We start from the raw sequence: 19442 nt of genomic DNA, 5'->3' as shown, positions 1-19442 counted from the left end.
ATTCTGCCCCCACGCAGAGCCCCAGGCATTCGCGGGTGTACAGGTCGATAACCGTCAGCAGGCGCAGTCGTCGCCCGTCAAACAGCGCATCAGAGACAAAATCCATGCCCCAGACGTGATTCGGATACAGACCCTGCGGCTGCGGTTGTCGGCGCTGTGCGGCCGTTTGAGGCGCAGCGACAGCCCCTGCTCGCTGTAAAGCCGGTAAATCCTTTTGTGGTTATCGCGCCAGTCTTCCCGTCTGAGCATCACGTGTACCCGGCGGTAACCGTAATGCACCCGGGTTTCGGTGATCTCGCGGATGCGCAGGCGCAGCGCACTGTCATCGGCAGCAACAGAACGATACCTGAACGAGCTGCGGCTGAGTCGCAGCGCAAAACAGATTTGTCTTTCGCTGGCACCGTATCGGGCCTGTAAATCCCTGACCCATTCGCGCAGGCGTGCCAGCGTCAGCTCTTTTGTGCCAGCACGCCCTGCAACATGGCCTTATCGAGGCTGAGGTCAACAACCAGCCTCTTCAGCCGCAGATTTTCCTCTTCCAGCTGCCGCATATGTTTGAGTTCCGAAGGGGAAATTCCGCCGTACTTCTTGCGCCACGTGTAAAAGTGGCATCAGAGATACCCTGCTTACGGCAGACATCCGGCACGGACGTCCCCAGCTCGGCCTGCTTGAGAGCAAAGATAATCTGCTCTTCGGTGAATCGTGACTTTTTCATCGGCACCACCTCCGCTCAGGGGGGGGATTTATCATGCCGGAATTCTGTTTCTGAATGGAGCAGGATTTTGGGTCAGGGTCAGTGAAAAAGCTTCGTGCCCAGTCGTTCTTCCAACCGGACAATACTCTTACCGATTGCTGAGCGGGTCATTCCCAGTTGCTCGGCTGCTTCTGTAAAACTGTGTGCATCCGCCACGGCAACAAAATGGACAAGGGCCCGGAGAGAATCAGTGGTGAAAGGTGCTGGCATACAGGAATTCCACTACAACACACGGCGGGTAGCCGGGAGTTATTTCCCCTGGCCAGTGCCGAAGTGACGGGTCGAAAAATCAAGAAAGCTGCGAAGCTTTGGTGTCAGCCTTCTGTCCGGGGCATACATTACATGCAAAGGTCTTGAGGGTACGCTGTACTCGGGTAATACATGTACGAGTCTGCCTGCCACAATGTGCGGCCACACCAGTTCTGTTGGTTGCATTGCAATACCAAAACCAGACAAGGCTGCGCTGATCAGCGCCTCGCCACTGTCCAGAAGCAGACGCCCGGAAACGGGCAGTGAAACATAGCCTTCCGGACCATCAAATTCCCACTGTGTCCTGAGGGTGGTATGAGTGAAGATCAAACATTCATGCTGCAATAAGTCTTCTGGTTTTTTCAGTAACAGTGTTTTTTTCAGATAATCAGGTGCTGCGCAAAGAAGCAACTGGTAAGGGGCAAGGGATTTTGCCATCAAAGCACTGTCCGCCAGCGCGCCGACACGGAAAACGGCATCGTATCCTTCGTCAATCAGGTCCACTTTACGGTTAGTTAGCGTCATTTCGACCGATATTTCAGGATGTTCTTTAAGAAATAGCGGCAGAAGAGGGGCAAGCGCATTGATGCCGAATGTCACGGGGGCATTGATTTTAAGTCTGCCACGCGGAACAACCCTCACTTCCTCGGCAAACGATTCGGCAATTTCTACCTCCGCAAGAATAATTTTTGCACGCTCATAAAAATGATGGCCCGCCTCAGTCAGGCTATGTTGCCGGGTTGTTCTACTTATTAATCGTACACCAAGATGGTGCTCAAGTGCTGCGACATGCTTACCCACAAGTTGTGCGGACAGATTCATTGCATCCGCTGCGGCTGAAAAGGAACCCAGCTCCACCGCTTTGACATAGATGGCCATGCTGGTCAATCTATCCATTGGAAATAATCCGGTTATAATGTTCAAACATTAAAGCAATTTATCATGCTATGACGCAATAATAGACTGGTTTCGTTAATCATCTAGAGGAACGAAACATGAAAATTGGCGTAATTGGTACAGGCAATATGGGGCAGGACTTGCTGCTCTTTTTTCTGGTAAGCATGATGTGTTTATCGGGCACCGGGACCCGGCTAAAGCCGCTGAATTGGCTCACAAAATAGGTGATTCAGTTCAGGGGGGAGGGATTGCCGCTGCTATCTCCGTTGCAGACATTATTATTCTTGCCACCCCTTACCTTGCAGCAACAGACGTATTTTCAGCCGCTGGTGATCTGGATGGCAAAGTGCTGGTCGATATTTCTAATCCGGTGAGTGCTGATTTCAGTGAACTGGTTATTGGTCATGAGACCTCAGCGGCAGAAGAAATTCAGAAACTGGTTCCGAAGGCTAACGTTGTAAAAGCGTTCAATACGCTTTTTGCTCAACTGCTCCCGGAAGAATCACGTCAGAGCAACAAATTACAGGTATTTATTGCCGGGAATCATGACCAGGCTCGTGAGCGGGTAGCTGAACTGGCCACATCTGTGAATCTGGAGCCGGTAAATGCGGGCCTACTCAAGAACAGCCGTTACCTTGAGCCTCTTGGCGTTATGAATATCCAGTTTGGCTATTTCCTGGGTCAGGGGCCGGTAGTCGCTCCTGCCTGGGTGAAAGCCTGAATATTCTGAACAATTATCCGTCTCCCCTCGGTTGGATAATTTTATTGGAGCCCGTCCGATTACTAAACCGTGTTAGAGAGGTTCATCTGCGCATACAATTTATCCGGACATTGTCGTGAAAAATTTTAAAAAGTATGTTGTTAAATGGGTTTTCACTCTTCTTATGACCATTTCAACTCATGCCGTATTTGCCGCTTCTGCCGTTGATGTTATTGGTCGGGACTTTGTTTTTTCCGCTCCGCCTGAGGGTATGCCATCCATGCTGTCCGATTTTAAGGGCTTACAGTTAAATACCTTTACCACAAGTGATGGGGTCAAACTTCGTTACTGGGAAGCAGGGAAAGGGAAGCCTCTGGTGTTTGTTCCTGGTTGGGCAGCTAACGGGGCAGAGTATATCTATGTGATGTACCTTCTAAGCCAGGACGTACTGGATCCCAGAAATCAGGGGCTATCTGAATCCGCATCCTACGGAAGTCGTATATCTCGTTTTGCCATGGATCTCCGGGAAATGACGCAACATGCAGGTATTACTAAAGCCAGTTTTAGTGGATGGTCCATGGGGGCATCTGTTCTGTGGAGTTATATCGATTTATTTGGGACTTCTGACATAGAGCGAATTGCATTTGTGGATGAGCCCCCCTCTATCTATAGCCATCAAAACTGGACAGACCAGGAACGCCTGCATGCTGGCGGAAGTGTGACTTCATCCGAAGCAATGATCGAAGCATTCCGTGGTATGAAAACACCGAATAAGCTTATTTCCGACCCGAATGCATTCGAACGGGTTCAGTTAATGGACTCTCCCTGGTTTGCGAGTTCTGAGAATTTTTCCCGTCAAGTAACTCATAACAAACCGCAGGATCTCGAACGTGTTCTCTTTGATCATCTGACCAATGACTGGCGGGATGTTATTGAACACAAGATAGATATTCCAACGGCAATCTTTACCGGTGAATACAGTCCATATATTGAAAGTCAGCGCTGGATGCAGTCGATCATTCCAGACTCCAGATTATTTATTTTTACCCGAGTAGAACAAGGTGATCACTTTTTGATGTTCAAAAACCCGCTCAAATTCACATCTGAACTTAAATCGTTTCTGAACGGGAAAGTGAATGGTAATTTGAACACAACTGAGAGTGATAATAAACTCAGTAAATAAAGGGAATTATTGTTGTTACAACTACCCATGAGGAATTGGATTAGTGCGAGTGCCCCCTATTAAGTTGTCAAGCATGTTTATGGCGGAGTAGGGGGAGATAAAAGAACCATAACTCATCACAGACAATTGCCGCCTAAGACATGCGATTTCGGTTGCCTGCTGCTCACGTTCAGAAGTGGAGCCCTGCTGAGGTTGTTAACTGCATCAGGCGTAGAGCTTATAATCGTCCAGATTGAGCTCCCCTAGCGTCTTTGGCCACGCCGATACGCTCAGCCTGCGCCTGCTGGTGAAACTCCGGGGTATATCGATTACGGGATGTCTTCTTCATAGATTTTGCTTGCATCATGGTTCACCTTGTTAACGATTTACTCGCTTAACAGCGTGTCCGCTATGTCGTGGGTAGGATCATGCCTCCTCCGAACCGCACCGTCCCATAAGCCCGGACGTCTGCAACGAAAAACTCAGCCTTACTTACTCATCAGTATCTATTCTTTTGGTATCCACTACTACCAATTCAACATCGTTCTCTTCGATCAGCTTGAGGATGTTTTTTGGTGGTGTTTTATCCGTGATGATATGGTCGATATCCGACCAGCTGCAGGATTGATACATCAGTTGTAGATTAAATTTGGCGAAGGTTGCAATACAAATCACTTTTTTTGACTGTTTAGACATGGCGACTTTTTGCAGTGCATCAAGTTCTGTATCTGTGGTGATGCCACTTTCCGATAATGCACTGACGCCAATAAATGCTTTATCCGCATAATAACGCTTAATTTGCTCCAAGACGGTATTACCTAATATTGCGTGAGAATAGTCATCAAAATTACCGCCCAATACTGAAATACTAATCCCTTTATTTCCAATGATCTCGCCCAACACTTCAATGGAGTTGGTAATGACACTAACCGGTGATGGAAGCTGGCGGGCGAGGGCGGCAGATGTCGTACCGGCATCAATAAACAGGATCTCTTTTTCATTAATGGTTTTCGCCGCCCAGGCAGAAAGTAATGTTTTTTCAGCACTGTATTGTGCACGCTGAACATAAGGTAATTCGACACGCTTTTCTGCCAGAATAGCTCCACCGCGAATACGCAATATATGCGGAAGTTGTGTCAGTTTGACTAAATCCCGGCGTGCAGAATCCGATGAAATATTATACTGCTGACAGATGTAATCGAGAGTCACTTTACCCTGATTTTTTATTAATTCCTCTAACTCGATCAAGCGTTCTTCTTGTGTCATTACGTTTACCAATCTTCTGAGTAAGGATAACCAGGGCATGTTAGCTGAAAACGTGGCTAGCGTACACGGCTTCATAACCGACCGGGTACGTCCCCACGGAAGGAGGAATTACTCCTTATTTTTAAATTTTAATCACTTACAAGCACTTACTTATTTGTCTGTAAAAATGGATTTATATTCTTTTTTGTATAAAAAATAATCTTAACACTTAAAATTAAGTGATTTTAATCACATAAATATAATGATTTGTAAGTGATTTGATTATTTTTGAGATTCGGGTCACGGAATCCGGTGACCAGTACTGAGAGCATGCACCCGTCAAATGAAAAGAACACTTTTTGGCAGATTTCATTCCAGGAACGAAATGACCAGGCGAACGATAGCCACCAGTCCATGGTACGTGACCGAATGAAATGCCGGACCAGAGTTACACACTATTTTTATAAAGAGGGCTGAAAATGAAAAAAATTTTTCTCTGCTGCGCTGCCGGTATGTCAACCAGCATTGTGGTGAATAAAATGAAACAGGCTGCCAGTGCCAACGGGATTGAGGCTGAAATTATTGCTGTGGCGATGGAAGAGTTTGAATCGACAATCTCGCATTTTGATTGCTGTCTAATGGGGCCGCAAATCAAATATAAATTCGAAGAGTTTAAGGCGATTGCTCAACGTGAAGGAAAGCCGATAGCCATCATCAACAATATGGATTACGGCATGCTCAAAGGTGAGAAAATCCTTAATGATGCTCTGAAGATGATTCAGGATTCTCAAACTAACCCAGTACAATAATTTTACAGGGTAATATCATGTCGAACGCATTTTTTAATTTTATCGAAAATAAAATTACGCCCGTTGCCGCCGTTGCCGGAACCCAGCGTCATATTATGGCGGTTCGCGACGGTTTTATTGGCGCGATGCCTTTTATGATCGTGGGCTCTTTTTTACTTATTTTTGCGTTTCCGCCTTTTGCACCGGATACCACCTTCTTTATTGGCAAACTTTGGTTATCCGTTTCCCAGCAGTATTTCAACGAAATAATGACCCCCTTCCATATGACGATGGGGATTATGGCCTGCTATATCAGTGCGGGGATAGCTTACAATCTGGCACAAACGTACAAGCTGGATGCGTTCTCCTGCGCCATGCTGTCGCTGATGACCTTCCTCCTGATCACTTCGCCATACAAAGATGGTTCGCTGCCGGCGGCCTTCCTCGGCGGATCGGGTATTTTTACCGCGATTCTGGTGGGGATTTTCTGTGTTGAGTTGGTCCGCATTCTGAAGCTATACAACATTGGTATCAAGCTGCCAGAACAAGTGCCGGATAAAATTCGCCACTCATTCAACCTTTTGATCCCGGCGATTGTCATTATCTGCACCATCTACCCGTTGAACGTAGTATTACAACACCAGTTCGGCATGCTGTTACCTGAAATAATCATGACCGCCTTTACCCCGCTGATTTCTGCGGCGGACTCTCTGCCAGCGGTGCTGATTGCGGTCTTACTCTGCCAGGTTTTGTGGTTCTCTGGCATCAACGGCGGGGCGATTGTCGGCGGCATCCTGCAACCATTCTACCTGATTAATCTCGGACTAAACCAGACGGCGCTGGCCAACGGTTTGCCCATCCCACATATCTTTGCGGAGGCGTTTTGGGCATTCTTTATCAACCTCGGCGGTTCGGGTGCCACGCTGGCGCTGGTTATCCTCTACATGCGCAGTAAAGCGGTACACCTCAGAGCCATCGGCAGGCTGTCGGTGGTACCGGTCTGCTTCAACATCAACGAGCCGGTCATCTTTGGTAGCCCGGTGGTGATGAACCCGGTGCTATTTATTCCTTTCATCATCGCCCCAGTGGTGAACGCAATCATTGCCTGGTTTGCCACCACCAGCGGTCTGATTGCCAAAGTCATCTCTCTGGTTCCCTGGACCACGCCCGCACCGGTTGGCGCCGCATGGGGTGCAGGCTGGGCCATGAACAATACGTTGCTGGTTATCGCGCTGATTGTTATCGACATCTTCATCTACCTGCCTTTCTTCAAAATTTATGAAAAGCAGCTTCTTGAGCAAGAACGTGAGCAGGAAATGGCCACGGCATAAGCCGTCCATTCCGCCTTCTTTTATTGAGTGGAGACAAAACATGGATATGGAATCAACGGTCATGGAGTTGATTATCAACGCCGGGGAATCGCGCAGCTATGCGATGGAAGCCCTGCGTGCCGCCAAACGCGGTGAGTGGGAGCTGGTTGATGCAAAACTTGCTGCTTCCACTGAGGCGTCGAAACGCGCCCACGATGTCCAGACCATGCTGATCGGTTTGGACGAAGGCTGCGGCAAAGTGCAGGTCAATCTGGTGCTGGTGCATGCGCAGGACCACATCATGACCTCAATGCTGGCCCGCGAATTGATTGCGGAAATCATCGAATTACAGCGCCAGCTACAGCGTTAACCTTTTTACTGGAGTAAATAATGACATTTCCTCGTGATTTTTTGTGGGGCGGCGCGGTTGCGGCTAACCAATGCGAAGGTGCCTGGAATATCGATGGTAAAGGGCCGAGTATTCAGGATGTCACTCCGCAAGGGGTAATGGGGCCGATGACGGAGCAGCCGACGGACAATAACCTAAAGCTTGCAGGGATCGATTTTTATCATCGTTATAAAGAGGACATTAAACTCTTTGCGGAAATGGGTTTTAAGGTTTTTCGCACCTCGATTGCCTGGTCACGGATCTTTCCCTACGGCGATGAACAAACGCCAAATGAAGCTGGCCTAGCTTTTTATGATGCGCTTTTCGATGAGTGCCATAAATACGGCATTGAGCCGTTAGTCACTCTTTCGCATTACGAAACACCACTGCATCTGACCAAAGAATATAACGGATGGGCAAACCGGGCGATGATCGGTTTTTATACCCGCTACGTCACCACGGTATTTACACGTTATCAGCACAAGGTGAAATACTGGCTGACCTTCAATGAAATTAACTCCGTGCTGCATCATCCCCTGATGAGCGGCGGTATTTTCACGCCTAAGAATGAACTGAGCCAACAGGATCTCTATCAGGCAGTGCACCACGAATTGGTAGCTAGCGCACTGGCTACGAAGATTGGCCGGGAAATCATGCCACAGGCGAAATTTGGCTGCATGGTATTAAGCCTGCCCATTTACCCGCTGACGCCAAACCCGGATGACGTCATCGCCTGCATGCATGCCGATCACCGGAATGATTTCTTTGCGGATGTGCACGTTCGCGGAAATTACCCTGGCTATATGCAGCGTTATTTCCGCGAGCAAAACATTGATCTGCAGATGGAAGAAGAGGATGTGCAGATCCTGACGCATACCGTCGATTTCCTCTCATTCAGTTATTACTTCAGTACCTGCGAAACTGTGCAAACTAACGTGGATGGAGCTACCGGAAATTTGATGGGTGGGGTGAAAAATCCGCATTTAGCCGCCAGTGAGTGGGGCTGGCAAATTGACCCACAAGGGTTGCGCTACATCTTAAACAAATACTATGACCGCTATCAGCTCCCACTGTTTATTGTGGAGAACGGTCTGGGCGCGAAAGATGTATTAATTAACGAGGGCGCGGGCGAACCCACGGTCAATGACGATTACCGCATCCAGTATTTGCGTGAACATCTGGAACAGGTGCATGAAGCCATTAAGGACGGTGTGCCGGTAATGGGATATACCACCTGGGGGTGTATCGATCTGGTCAGCGCGTCCACCGCACAACTTTCTAAACGCTACGGGTTTATTTACGTCGATCGCAATGACGATGGTAAAGGTTCACTGGCTCGCTACAAGAAAAAATCGTTTTATTGGTATCAGAAAGTTATCCATTCCAACGGCGCAGAGCTGTAAGTATTCAGGTGTGATTTAAAACAATGCCACCTGCATTGCGGCGGATGGCACGACGAGGTGGAACATGAAATTAGGCATTCTTGGCACCGGCATGATCGTTAAAGATTTGCTTTCGACGATTCATAAACTGCCTTTTAGCGGTCTGGCGATTTTAGGCACGCCACAAACGGAAGAGGAAACGCGCGAGCTGGCAGCCCGTTACCACATTGATGATACTTATTTTGATTATCAGGCCATGCTGGACAGCGATGTCGACACAATTTACGTGGCATTACCAAACCATTTGCATTTCCCGTTTGCCAGCCAGGCGCTGCAAAAAGGTAAGCACGTTATTATTGAAAAACCGATTACCACCAGCGTGGAAGAACTGAACACGCTAAAGAATCTGGCAGCAGGACAAAACGTTATCATGCTGGAAGCGATGAATATTCATTACCTTCCGGCCTATTTATCGCTTCAGTCGCAGCTGTCCCGTATTGGAAAAATCAAGCTGGTGACTCTGAACTACAGCCAATACTCATCGCGTTATGATGACTTTATGGCGGGCATTGTGCACCCGGCTTTTGATGTCAAAAAAGGCGGTGGGGCGCTAATGGACATTAATGTCTACAACCTCCATTTTGTCGCCGGATTGTTTGGTGAGCCGCAAGCGGTTAATTACTTCGCCAATATGCATAACAATATTGATACCAGCGGGATGATGGTACTCGATTATGGTGATTTCAAATGCGTCTGTATTGGCGCTAAAGATTGTAAAGCGCCGACCACCTCGTTGATTCAGGGAGATAAGGGGAACATGCAAATCACGCTGCCGGTCAACCAGATGACAGGTTTCGAGATGGCACTGAATAACGGTGACAGCGCGCAATTTGCGTTTGACCGTCGTGAGCATCGCTTGCTTTATGAATTCCTCGCCTTTATTCGCATTATCGACACCCTGGATTATGAGACTGCTGCACGCCAGCTTGACGTAAGCACCCTGGCGGCTCAGATGATTGAAACGGGTAAAAAACAGCTGATTGTGGAGTGAAACAGTGACAACGAAATTAATTCTTGGTTTTATCGGCAATGGCAAAAGTGCTAATCGCTATCACTTGCCGTTTATTCTGTCTCGCGCAGATAAAATAACCACCAAAACCATTTATTCCGCCACGGCAAATCGTGATGGTTGGGATAAATTACCTAACATCACCTATACCAATAATCTGGATGTGCTATTGGGTGACCCGGAAATACAGGTAGTGGTGGTTAGCACCCCGGCCGCCTTGCATTATGAGTTTGCGCTGAAGGTTTTACAGGCCGGAAAACACTGCGTGGTAGAAAAACCCTTTACCCATACACGTGAAGAGGCCGAAACCTTATATAACCTGGCTAAAGAAAAAGGATTAATAGTGCAGTGTTATCAGAATCGCCGTTTCGACAGCGATTTTTTGACCACCCAGAAGGTGATTGAATCGGGCAAGCTCGGTGATTTACTCGAAGTGGAGATGCACTATGACTATTACCGCCCTTACATCCCGGAGTCGGTCAACGAATTCAGTGCCATTAACTCCTACCTGTATGGGCACGGTTGCCACACCCTCGACCAGGTGATTTCATACTTTGGTGCGCCGGACCATGTTAACTACGACGTGCGCCAGCTGTTAGGCGAAGGGCGTATGAACGATTACTTCGATGTGGATATGTTCTACGGTGCATTAAAAGTCTCGGTAAAATCGAGCTATTTCCGCATCAAAGAGCGTCCGAGTTTTGTGGCTTACGGAAAGAAAGGGATGTTTATCAAACACAGTAAGGATAAGCAGGAACATCACCTCAAGCTCTTTTATATGCCTGATAACGCCGATTTTGGTCAGGACACCCCGGAAGATTATGGTGTGCTGACCTGGATGGATGACGCAGGTATATATCACGAAGAAAAAGTTGTCACTGAACAAGGTGATTATGCCCGCTATTACGATGCCCTCTATGAGACAATTATTAACGGCAAAGAAAAACTGGTGAAAGATGATGAAACCCTGCTGCAAATTAATTTACTGCAAGCGGGTATCACTGGCCTGAAGTAAAACGCATCGTACCATAGGGTTGTATTGTTAATATAAAACAATGCAACCCTATTTTTATAATAAGACCGACCGTCATGGGTGATGTCACCTGTGCACCTCATCACGCCTGTTGTTAAAGGATAACTTAATAAAATTTAATTATAGGATTGATATGAACATTAATATACCCGTACTCTGCTCCGTGACATTAAGTGCCTGCTATTTATTGGTGGCGAATACGCTGTATGCAGCACCGCTAACCCTGGAAGAGCGTGTTGCACTTCTCGAAAATAAGCTCTCCTCCAATATGAAGGAATTAGATGCCACCAAAGCGCAGCTTAAAAAATATGAATCGCTAATGCCACCGTTGGAAGTTATTTCTGCCAACCCGGCGACGCCAGAAAAAGTCGATTCTGCTTCGTCGATGACTCTGGCCGATATTAGTAAATATGTGAAAGACGATATCGGCTTTAATTATTCCGGCTATTTCCGCTCGGGATATGCGGTGGGAAACCGGGGCTCGGCAAAATCCTACGCCATTGGTTCTCTGGGGCGTTTTGGCCAGGAAAACAGTTCCTGGTATGATCTTGAATTTTCGCAGCGGGTTTACCGCGATGGCAATAAAACGGCGAAAGCGGTTGTGATGCTCGACGGCAACGTCGACGGACAATATAGCGCGGGCTGGTTTGACAGCACCTCTGACAACCTGCTGCAATTTTCCGATATCTATCTGACCACGCGGGGCTTTTTGCCTTTTGCCCCGGAGGCCGATTTCTGGGTGGGAAAACATACGTTGCCAAAGTTTGAGATCCAGATGCTCGACTTCAAATACCACAAATCGGACTCAGCTGCCGGGATTGGGCTGGAAAACTGGCAACTGGGGCCAGGCAAGGTCAACGTGGCGCTGGTGCGTGAAGACCTTGATGCCCATGCGGTCGACAGCAGCGTCAGCCAGACTCAACAAATCAACACCAACACGCTAGATGCCCGCTACACAGCAATACCCCTATGGGATAGAGCCACGTTGGATCTGTTTGGTCGCTACTCTGCTGCTAACAAAACCGACCTGAATAAGCACAATGAAAACAACGGCACGTATTACAGTGTGAAAGATGCCTGGCATGCCGGGGCGCGGTTGACGCAAAACTGGCAGAACGGCGGGTTTACCTATGTGACCGCCCAGATGGCAAACAACTCGATCGCCAGCGGCATGGGTCTGGTGACCGACTCCAGCGCGCTGTATGGCTATAACGGGCAGTATTACGGAGAACACACTAACGGCACGGCCTGGCGCTTACTCTCCGAAGGGGAAAACTACCTGTTGCCAAACGTGATCATGGCCCATGCCCTGGTGTATGCCGCTGGTAATGATATCTATGATTATTACACCGGTGCCCACACCGACTTCAACTCCGTCCGTGCGGTGGTGCGTCCGGCGTATATCTGGGACACCTTTAATCAGACGGGGGTTGAACTGGGCTGGTTCGATCAGCGCAATAAAGCGGGCGGCGAGACGTACCATGAGTCGGGCCTGAAGACGACGTTGTTCCACACCTTCAAAGTGGGCACAAGCATGCTGACCTCGCGTCCGGAGATCCGTTTCTTCGCCACTTACCTGAAAACATTCGATAACGAGATAACCCAGTTCACCTTTAACGACGATAAGAAAGATCAGTTTACCGTCGGGGCACAGGCAGAAGTGTGGTGGTAAATCGCAATTGGCACCACACTACCTACTATTCTTGATCTTAAATTACGGATTGGTTATTAGACTACCCATGCAGGAATCCTGTCTCATTCTGGACCTGGATTCCTGCATGCCAATATATGTAGATTAAAAAATTATGGCCCACCGATAAATAAGGGCAGTTTGGGATTGCACTTTATTAAGACTGGGTGGTCGGGAGCGATGGAGCAGCAGGTGATTACACAGGATTTATCACATCGCTTTGGTGAACTGGCATTATCCTACACATCCGCGCTCACTTGCTCGTCGGTATGAGCCATGTCACCAGGATTGGGCAAGAATTGGTAGCGGTGCGCGAGTACGGCATATAGAAACAGTTTGAACTCGGCGAACCAGGCTACCTACAGACCCAGCGGATGCCAGGTGAGGCGGATGCTTAAATGCCACTTCAAACAACGCCCGGGGTGTCGTGGGGTGAGGATTCATGGTGTAACTCCTGTTCGGTGACCCTGGCCGTTGGGCTGGTCGGGTGTTTCGGGTACAAAAGAAAGGGAAGTCAGTTCGCCGGATTTTGGTCTGGTCAGACGTTTTATGGCGTTTTCGCCTGAGCGCTTTCGGTATTCAACTGACGATGTGGTGCGCAACGGGGCTGCTATTTGGGGCATTTGCGTAAAGGACGCTGCGCAGGCCGGGGGTGCCAGTGCACAATTGTTTCCTCTGGGGTTATTCGAGCGATGGTTATTCAATTGCTCGACGCGCCCGTTAGCGCCTTTCAACGGATTGATATCCTCCCGTTAAGCATGACAGTGTTACGGAGTCTCAGGGGTTTATGCTTTAAGGATTACGTCCACCATTGGCGGAATGTATCCGTAATCATATTCATTGACCACAAAGGTACGATCACCCTTAATCTTGATTTTGACCGTAGGCGCTTCTGTACCGCCGATACGGTAATCCATACCGGTTGTGGTTTTGTCTACTGGTACACTATCAATGAATGAAGTCACTAATCCATTGGGCATGACGTAGTGCGAGTAGGTCTGAAAGGGCTGGAATGGCGGATTCCCAAGGATTAACGCCGATCCATTTAGCGGAATATAAGGTCCAAAAATCTCGTCGCTGACAAAGCCATACACCCCATCCGGCCCTGTTAAACCATCACCATAAGTAAATTTATGGCTGATAGTGAACAGATAATATTTGCCGTCCTGGAAGACGAAATGAGGGCGCTCCGTCTGGTCATTTACACCAACGGCGGTCACAAGCGGCGGGAGCAATGTCCAGCTATCGCCATTGTCGTCATCAGCTTCTGCAATACCTACGCAGCCTGTCTGATAACGTGAGTTCTCTACATTTTCATAACCTGGAGGGACTTCACCGGTTTCTGCGGGGCCTACAATATGAGTACCTCGCGCACCAGCAACATTCCCTTCAAACAACATATATAATTTGCCGATTTTTGCATCGCGGAATGGGAACGGGTCGCGGAAGCCCCAGTATGGATTTTGTGCTTCGGTTTGATAAAGATTACCGTCAGCCTCAAATAACGCTTTCACATCCGTAAAATCTTTAAGACTGACTCCTTTATTCGTGGTGATAATGCGGCCACGTACTTTTACAATGGTCGCCCCCGGGGTGACTGCGGTGTAATACAGATCAATATCACCTTGATTGCTTCATAAAATAGGTGAACCTGCCCATTCGCGGGTCGTAGGAGATACACCTTCTTTCATTACGCGGCCATGACGATTATTCCAGTCGAGAGCAATATCGTAGTTACCATTGGCATCAATATATTCAGGATTTTCAGGCTCACGGTCCGCAGTCAGGGTAAAGATCACGGACCATCCGTTAACTGAAAGTACTTTTCCATCAATATCACGCAGTGGCATGGTATCCCAGATAAAAACAGTGTCACTCATTACTGGGAAATTTACGCTGACCAGCGGTTGGGTTGGGTTGGGTTGGGTTGGGTTGGGTTGGGTTGGGTTGGGTTGGGTTGGGTTGTGGTCAGGTCATTTTCATTTACTTTTAAGGCGTCTGCTTGCGTCCAGATACTTGAATGTTTCGCCGGATTTTCCTGTAAATCGTTGTCATATATCTTACTCATAAACCACCTCATCATTTTTAAGTAAAAGTAAAAATAAAAATCCAATTCATTAATTCACCATTTTTTCCGTCTGCTTTATAGATTCAGGACCGTTTGACAGGATTAATGTTGAGGGATAAATATATTCTGATAAAGCAGAATAGGTTGTGTGAGGACCGGCAGGGCGAGACTTCAATTAAGCGCTATAAAAAATTAAATGGTCACTTTACTTATTCAGTTATTCTGGTGCGTGTTGTGGAGCAGTCTGTTTATAAGGTTTAAATATAAAATATATAGCATAGGTTTTATTACGTGTTTAAAGGCAGTAAAACTTTAGAAAAGTTAATGAATTCTCTTTTATCAACCCGAGATCTTACTGGATTTGGTAGGACTTTTTTTGGTTATAAAAACTGCGTTAGCGAGTTAGATAAGATAATGTTGGTGATAGAACCTGTTTGCCATGCACGCAGTGAAGTGCGATCCTGGCAAAACAAGCAAATATTCCTGATAACAACGCCAGTTTCTACCTGATAGGCTTCCTTGTTACTTGTTTGTGGAAAAGATACACTCTTTCGTGTGATTTAATTACAGTGGCTACCTTGTTATGGACTTCATAGAGTTAACGTTTATTAACACGCTCGTGGGTATATGCATCACCTATACTTGTATCTCCATTCCATTGATAAACTATAGTTCTGCTCTGAGCGAACACGTATCATTGAAAATATTGTTAGGAATAGTTCTTGGTTTGGCTAGCATTTATTTATTCAATATCGGGGAGCAACATAATACCAGTATTTATAGTGTTGTTATATCCCCAATCACTTTCGGACTTATTATTTTCGGGTATCCGACATTCTTTGCAAGCCTGATTGTAAGTGCAGTGTTTTTATTTGGAATATCGACATTTTATGATGCCTTTTCTCTTGTTTATTTTGTAATGTTACTGCTTTTTAATATCAGAGGACGGATGCGTGTTCGATACGTAATCTACTCGTACTGCATTGCACAAGCCTTTAATGTGCTCACGCACTTCAGTGTCCTCAACGAAAATGGTTATTGGGCTCTCGCAATTATTAAAACCATCATGAGTTTGCTTTATATCTTGCTGGTCTATGTTTTATTAAATAACTTAATTAATTTATCTAAAAGAGAGTTGTTTTTCAAAAAGGCTTCAAAAACGGATCCTCTTACAGGGATCAACAACCGAAGAAGTATTGACGCCTATATTGAATCACTGAATGAATGTTATGGTGAGAAATTTTGTGTGTTCATGCTGGATATTGACAATTTTAAATATTTAAATGATAACTTTGGACATCCTTTTGGAGATAAAGTTATTAAGAGGGTTGCTTATCTTGTGAAGAAAAATGTCAGGGAGAATGATTTCGTCGGTAGATATGGTGGGGAAGAGTTTATTGTATTTATAAACGCTGATTTACAGAACGCAACGAAGATAGCAGAGGATATCAGAATGGTAATACAGAATAGTAATATAAAATTTGATAGCCAAGAAGTGCATGTGACTGTTTCCATAGGTCTTTCTGAGCACGCTGATACACAATCTGTGCTTGAGACGATAACTGCCGCAGATAATGCGCTTTATACAGCTAAGAGGAGCGGGAAAAATAAAATAATGATACTCAGTGGATCCGTCGCCTGACGTTGTTGCTTTATGTGACGCGGCAGATGGTACATTTATCGCTATGTTTTTCCTGGATAGAAGAATTAACATTATAAATGTGAGTGTCCTTCCCCCGGCATCAATATTTCAATATCTTCTAATGGAGTAGAGGGGAATAAGAAACCTTGTGCATAAGATATACCACTATATCTCAGGGTCTTTAAGTGGGTTTCGGTTTCAACACCTTCAACAATGATAGAACTACAATATTTTCTGATGTTATCAATAATCGTCGCCCACATGACTGAATCGCCATTTTCCCAAAAGAATTTTTTATCTATTTTGACTGATTCAAATTGGGTGTTTTTTAGAGTATTTATGTTGCTAAAATCAGTACCGAAGTCGTCGAGCCATAATTTGTATTTCCCGGCTAATGTGTCTACCAGTATATTACCTTCTAATTTATCTATTTTTGGAAAACGTTCAGATATTTCTAATCTTATAAATTCATTGTTTCCAAGGATTTCTTTTATATGATGATCTTCAAGTATCATAATTGCCATGCTTTGGTCGATGTTGAGTGAGCAAAGTAATTTATTACGTTTAAAAAATAGAGAGCGCGTGTTAATTTCATTTAGCTGTGCTAGCAATAATTTGTGTTTGGATTTTGTATCCAGAGAACTGATAAAATTTTGAGGATCGATTTTTGCGCTGCTGAATCCACCTTCGAAGCCCGTCAATAATTCGACTGCGTGTAGTAACCCCCCGACACTATAGATAGGCTCACATCTGAATTTGCATGAGACTTGAAAATTTAAACGCAACATCATTTCCTCCTTAAAAATCCGCCATTTCGCAAAGTTGATCATTGATCACTTTCGCGAATTAATAAACACAAATCGATCGTTTTTCCCTATGATAAAACCTATTGATTAATATGTATTGATCGATGAAACAAATCTAATTGACAGATTTTAAGCGTTATATCTTTCTGAAAAACGGATAAAAACATTAGTCATCATAATGTTTTTCGAGAACTGCCCGTGACGGATATGCCTGCGCTTACCCCGGCAGGGGTTTTCTACTAGAGAATCCGTTCAACAATACTGTGTGGATCGCGTCCAATATTGCCGCGTACATTTACTGGGAAACTTTATAATGTGGCGATAGGATGTGGGATGTGGCGCCGTTGTTGTCACTTTTATCTGGTTAACGAAGGTATGACTACAAGCAAGGGAAAAGTAAAAGACTCATTACACCGGAGTGTTGCTATGTTGACTGACCTCAGCAGCGATGAAAGTAAAAAGCGCGCAGCGATAAACCTCCTTAAGAGCCACGATGAGGTTCGGGACGAGGCGTTAAAAAAATACACACTTCTGGCCTGCCAGATACTCAATGTGCCGATGTGCTTTGTTTCTGTTCTGGATGATGAAAAACATTACATCAAATCAGCCCAGAATATGACGGTAACTGAAACGAGCCTCGGCGAAGCGTTTTGTACGAATACGCTGGAACAAGGTGAAACTTATATTTGCTCGGATACTCATCGGCATCCGGATTTCAAAACTTATGACGCCGTTACAGAGGCTCCTTTTGTTCGTTTCTATGCCGGTTGTCCGCTCAAAACGCAGGATGGGGTCGCCGTAGGTACGCTGTGTCTTTTAGATACTCATTCACGTACTCTATCAGACGAGCAGATCAATATTTTTGAACAGCTTGCCGGGTTGGTGTCGGGGTTTCTGGCGTCCTGGCATAACGTTGGGTATATCGACATTGTGACGCTGCTGCCAAACAGGCAGCGGATGCTTAAAGATATCGCTGTTTCAAAAGAGAGTACGTTTAAACTCGTCATCATTGACTGTATCGACATGCCGTTTGCGTACGAAATAGCTCGCTCACTAGGCATGACCGCCGTGGAACATTTATTGCGCGACATGGTGCTACAGCTTCAGGCCAGGCTGAAGCTCACTCAACAACTCTACGCCGTGGCTGTGGGACGGTTTGCTTATTTCACCCACGAAAAAGGGAATTTGCCTCTGGAAAATATCGCCCTGAGTCTGCGGGGAGTGCAGGCCAAAATCAACCCTGAGGTTCCTCTCGATTTGGATATTCATATCGGCGATTCAGGGTGCTGTGATAACGCCATGACGCCGGGAGAAATTCTGCGTCGCGCGGTGAGTGCGTTGCATGAAGCGATAAGTCACGGCCACCGGTTTATGACTTATGATGAGGCGCTGGATAACCGGAAGAAGAATGATTTTAGTCTTCTCACAGGCCTGAGAGAGGCGCTCCACGAAGACAGGGGATTATATCTTGTCTATCAGCCGAAGGTTTCGCTGGTGACAGGTCGGATTACAGGCGTCGAAGCGTTATTGCGCTGGAAACATGCAAAGCACGGCGAGGTTCTGCCAGGGTTGTTTATCCCGCTGGTGGAAAGAACGAGCCTGATGCGAGAGCTCACGGAGTGGGTGATTGATCATGCTATCGCCCAGTTAAGCCAATGGCGTGATCGGAGAATTTTTTTGCCTGTTTCTATTAATCTGGCTGCCAGCGATTTTTCACGGCCTGATTTTGCGGATGAACTCGAGCAGAAAATACGTAACGTTGGGCTGACTCCTGCTTCACTCGGTGTGGAATGTTTAGAAACGGAGAAGATGCTGGAAAGCCCGGCGGCTCTCAACGGGCTTGACATGCTGAAACTACGCGGATTTAAAATATCACTGGATGACTTTGGTTCTGGCTACAGCAATATCAACTACCTGCGGCAAATCCCTATGGATATTATTAAGCTCGACCGCTCGATTATCAGTAAGATTGCCAGTGATAAAGCCAGCTGCATCATTGTGAGGAACGTTGTCAGGCTTCTTAAGCAACTCGATTATGTGGTGCTGGCCGAAGGAGTGGAAGATGACAAAACGGTAGAGATATTACGTGCACTTGGCTGTGACGAAGTGCAGGGGTATGTTTATGCTAGGCCGATGAGTGCCAGAGATTTGGAAGTTTGGTATCACGATAGAAATGAAAGTAGGGCTTAACACAAAAGCAAAAATGCCCGTTTTAAGTTTCCTTAAACGGGCACTCCGATGGCCACATTTCGTTAATCA

14 protein-coding genes and 4 pseudogenes are annotated in these 19442 nt (G+C 46.4%); 11 read left to right on the top strand and 7 right to left on the bottom strand.

Annotated elements, in window-relative coordinates; all coding sequences use genetic code 11:
* From EX31_RS26390 to EX31_RS16575, 3 genes and pseudogenes are all read right to left on the bottom strand, one after another.
* Window positions 1-715 (bottom strand): annotated as a pseudogene (locus tag EX31_RS26390) (transposase); the annotation flags it as partial.
* Window positions 716-799: 84 nt separating this feature from the next.
* Window positions 800-964 (bottom strand): annotated as a pseudogene (locus tag EX31_RS25470) (LysR family transcriptional regulator); the annotation flags it as partial.
* A gap of 39 nt (window positions 965-1003) precedes the next feature.
* The gene (locus tag EX31_RS16575; protein WP_037035679.1) at window positions 1004-1900 is read right to left on the bottom strand and encodes a LysR family transcriptional regulator; all 897 of its coding nucleotides are present in this window, start codon (window positions 1898-1900) and stop codon (window positions 1004-1006) included.
* Window positions 1901-2051: 151 nt separating this feature from the next.
* Here EX31_RS16575 and EX31_RS16570 point away from each other — a divergent pair.
* Both EX31_RS16570 and EX31_RS16565 read left to right on the top strand, forming a co-directional pair.
* Window positions 2052-2621: pseudogene (locus EX31_RS16570) on the top strand (NADPH-dependent F420 reductase); the annotation flags it as partial.
* A 115-nt stretch (window positions 2622-2736) separates the two neighbouring features.
* Window positions 2737-3783: an alpha/beta fold hydrolase gene (locus tag EX31_RS16565; RefSeq protein WP_197060741.1), complete on the top strand. Its 1047-nt coding sequence runs from the start codon at window positions 2737-2739 to the stop codon at window positions 3781-3783.
* Window positions 3784-4254: 471 nt separating this feature from the next.
* On the opposite strand, the gene EX31_RS16560 is transcribed toward EX31_RS16565, so the two are convergent.
* Complete coding sequence (locus EX31_RS16560; RefSeq protein WP_037035678.1) at window positions 4255-5028, bottom strand: DeoR/GlpR family DNA-binding transcription regulator; 774 nt, start codon at window positions 5026-5028, stop codon at window positions 4255-4257.
* A 458-nt stretch (window positions 5029-5486) separates the two neighbouring features.
* Here EX31_RS16560 and EX31_RS16555 point away from each other — a divergent pair, with 458 nt between their 5' ends.
* The 7 genes from EX31_RS16555 to EX31_RS16525 all read left to right on the top strand — a co-directional run bounded on the left by EX31_RS16555 (window position 5487) and on the right by EX31_RS16525 (window position 12649).
* Window positions 5487-5816 carry a PTS sugar transporter subunit IIB gene (locus EX31_RS16555; RefSeq protein WP_037035677.1) on the top strand — a complete coding sequence of 110 codons (330 nt, stop codon included), beginning with the start codon at window positions 5487-5489 and terminating at the stop codon, window positions 5814-5816.
* Between the two features lie 17 nt (window positions 5817-5833).
* Complete coding sequence (locus EX31_RS16550; protein ID WP_037035675.1) at window positions 5834-7126, top strand: PTS sugar transporter subunit IIC; 1293 nt, start codon at window positions 5834-5836, stop codon at window positions 7124-7126.
* A gap of 40 nt (window positions 7127-7166) precedes the next feature.
* Complete coding sequence (locus tag EX31_RS16545) at window positions 7167-7475, top strand: PTS lactose/cellobiose transporter subunit IIA (RefSeq protein ID WP_037035673.1); 309 nt, start codon at window positions 7167-7169, stop codon at window positions 7473-7475.
* Between the two features lie 20 nt (window positions 7476-7495).
* Complete coding sequence (locus EX31_RS16540) at window positions 7496-8896, top strand: glycoside hydrolase family 1 protein (protein WP_037035671.1); 1401 nt, start codon at window positions 7496-7498, stop codon at window positions 8894-8896.
* Between the two features lie 64 nt (window positions 8897-8960).
* A complete protein-coding gene (locus tag EX31_RS16535; protein WP_037035670.1) occupies window positions 8961-9926 on the top strand; it encodes a Gfo/Idh/MocA family protein in 966 nt (321 codons plus the stop codon).
* A 4-nt stretch (window positions 9927-9930) separates the two neighbouring features.
* Window positions 9931-10959, top strand: a complete 1029-nt coding sequence (locus tag EX31_RS16530) for a Gfo/Idh/MocA family oxidoreductase (protein ID WP_037035669.1) — start codon at window positions 9931-9933, stop codon at window positions 10957-10959.
* A 151-nt stretch (window positions 10960-11110) separates the two neighbouring features.
* Window positions 11111-12649 carry a carbohydrate porin gene (locus tag EX31_RS16525; RefSeq protein WP_037035667.1) on the top strand — a complete coding sequence of 513 codons (1539 nt, stop codon included), beginning with the start codon at window positions 11111-11113 and terminating at the stop codon, window positions 12647-12649.
* 803 nt (window positions 12650-13452) lie between these two features.
* Here the strand turns inward: EX31_RS16525 and EX31_RS16520 are convergent.
* Window positions 13453-14547, bottom strand: a pseudogene (locus tag EX31_RS16520) (glycoside hydrolase family 68 protein).
* Window positions 14548-14558: 11 nt separating this feature from the next.
* Window positions 14559-14735, bottom strand: a complete 177-nt coding sequence (locus EX31_RS26525) for a hypothetical protein (RefSeq protein WP_156106978.1) — start codon at window positions 14733-14735, stop codon at window positions 14559-14561.
* Window positions 14736-15432: 697 nt separating this feature from the next.
* Here EX31_RS26525 and EX31_RS16515 point away from each other — a divergent pair.
* Window positions 15433-16377, top strand: coding sequence for a GGDEF domain-containing protein (locus EX31_RS16515; protein WP_197060740.1), 945 nt, complete (start codon window positions 15433-15435; stop codon window positions 16375-16377).
* A 71-nt stretch (window positions 16378-16448) separates the two neighbouring features.
* On the opposite strand, the gene EX31_RS16510 is transcribed toward EX31_RS16515, so the two are convergent.
* Window positions 16449-17168: an EAL domain-containing protein gene (locus EX31_RS16510; RefSeq protein ID WP_197060739.1), complete on the bottom strand. Its 720-nt coding sequence runs from the start codon at window positions 17166-17168 to the stop codon at window positions 16449-16451.
* Window positions 17169-17609: 441 nt separating this feature from the next.
* Between EX31_RS16510 and EX31_RS16505 the strand changes: the two genes are divergently transcribed.
* Entirely contained in the window at window positions 17610-19373 is a 1764-nt protein-coding gene (locus EX31_RS16505; RefSeq protein WP_037035663.1) for a sensor domain-containing phosphodiesterase, read from the top strand.
* Window positions 19374-19442: the final 69 nt, after the last annotated feature.

Source organism: Rahnella sp. WP5 (assembly GCF_000745615.1).
GTDB classification, from domain to species: Bacteria; Pseudomonadota; Gammaproteobacteria; order Enterobacterales; family Enterobacteriaceae; genus Rahnella; species Rahnella aceris.
This window is presented reverse-complemented; position numbering and strand designations above follow the sequence as displayed.

Coding starts and splice junctions, on each gene's coding strand:
- EX31_RS16575 (WP_037035679.1), bottom strand. CDS start 1,900: ATGGATAGATTGACCAGCATGGCCATCTATGTCAAAGCGGTGGAGCTG.
- EX31_RS16560 (WP_037035678.1), bottom strand. CDS start 5,028: ATGACACAAGAAGAACGCTTGATCGAGTTAGAGGAATTAATAAAAAAT.
- EX31_RS16555 (WP_037035677.1), top strand. CDS start 5,487: ATGAAAAAAATTTTTCTCTGCTGCGCTGCCGGTATGTCAACCAGCATT.
- EX31_RS16550 (WP_037035675.1), top strand. CDS start 5,834: ATGTCGAACGCATTTTTTAATTTTATCGAAAATAAAATTACGCCCGTT.
- EX31_RS16545 (WP_037035673.1), top strand. CDS start 7,167: ATGGATATGGAATCAACGGTCATGGAGTTGATTATCAACGCCGGGGAA.
- EX31_RS16540 (WP_037035671.1), top strand. CDS start 7,496: ATGACATTTCCTCGTGATTTTTTGTGGGGCGGCGCGGTTGCGGCTAAC.
- EX31_RS16535 (WP_037035670.1), top strand. CDS start 8,961: ATGAAATTAGGCATTCTTGGCACCGGCATGATCGTTAAAGATTTGCTT.
- EX31_RS16525 (WP_037035667.1), top strand. CDS start 11,111: ATGAACATTAATATACCCGTACTCTGCTCCGTGACATTAAGTGCCTGC.
- EX31_RS26525 (WP_156106978.1), bottom strand. CDS start 14,735: ATGAGTAAGATATATGACAACGATTTACAGGAAAATCCGGCGAAACAT.
- EX31_RS16510 (WP_197060739.1), bottom strand. CDS start 17,168: ATGATGTTGCGTTTAAATTTTCAAGTCTCATGCAAATTCAGATGTGAG.
- EX31_RS16505 (WP_037035663.1), top strand. CDS start 17,610: ATGTTGACTGACCTCAGCAGCGATGAAAGTAAAAAGCGCGCAGCGATA.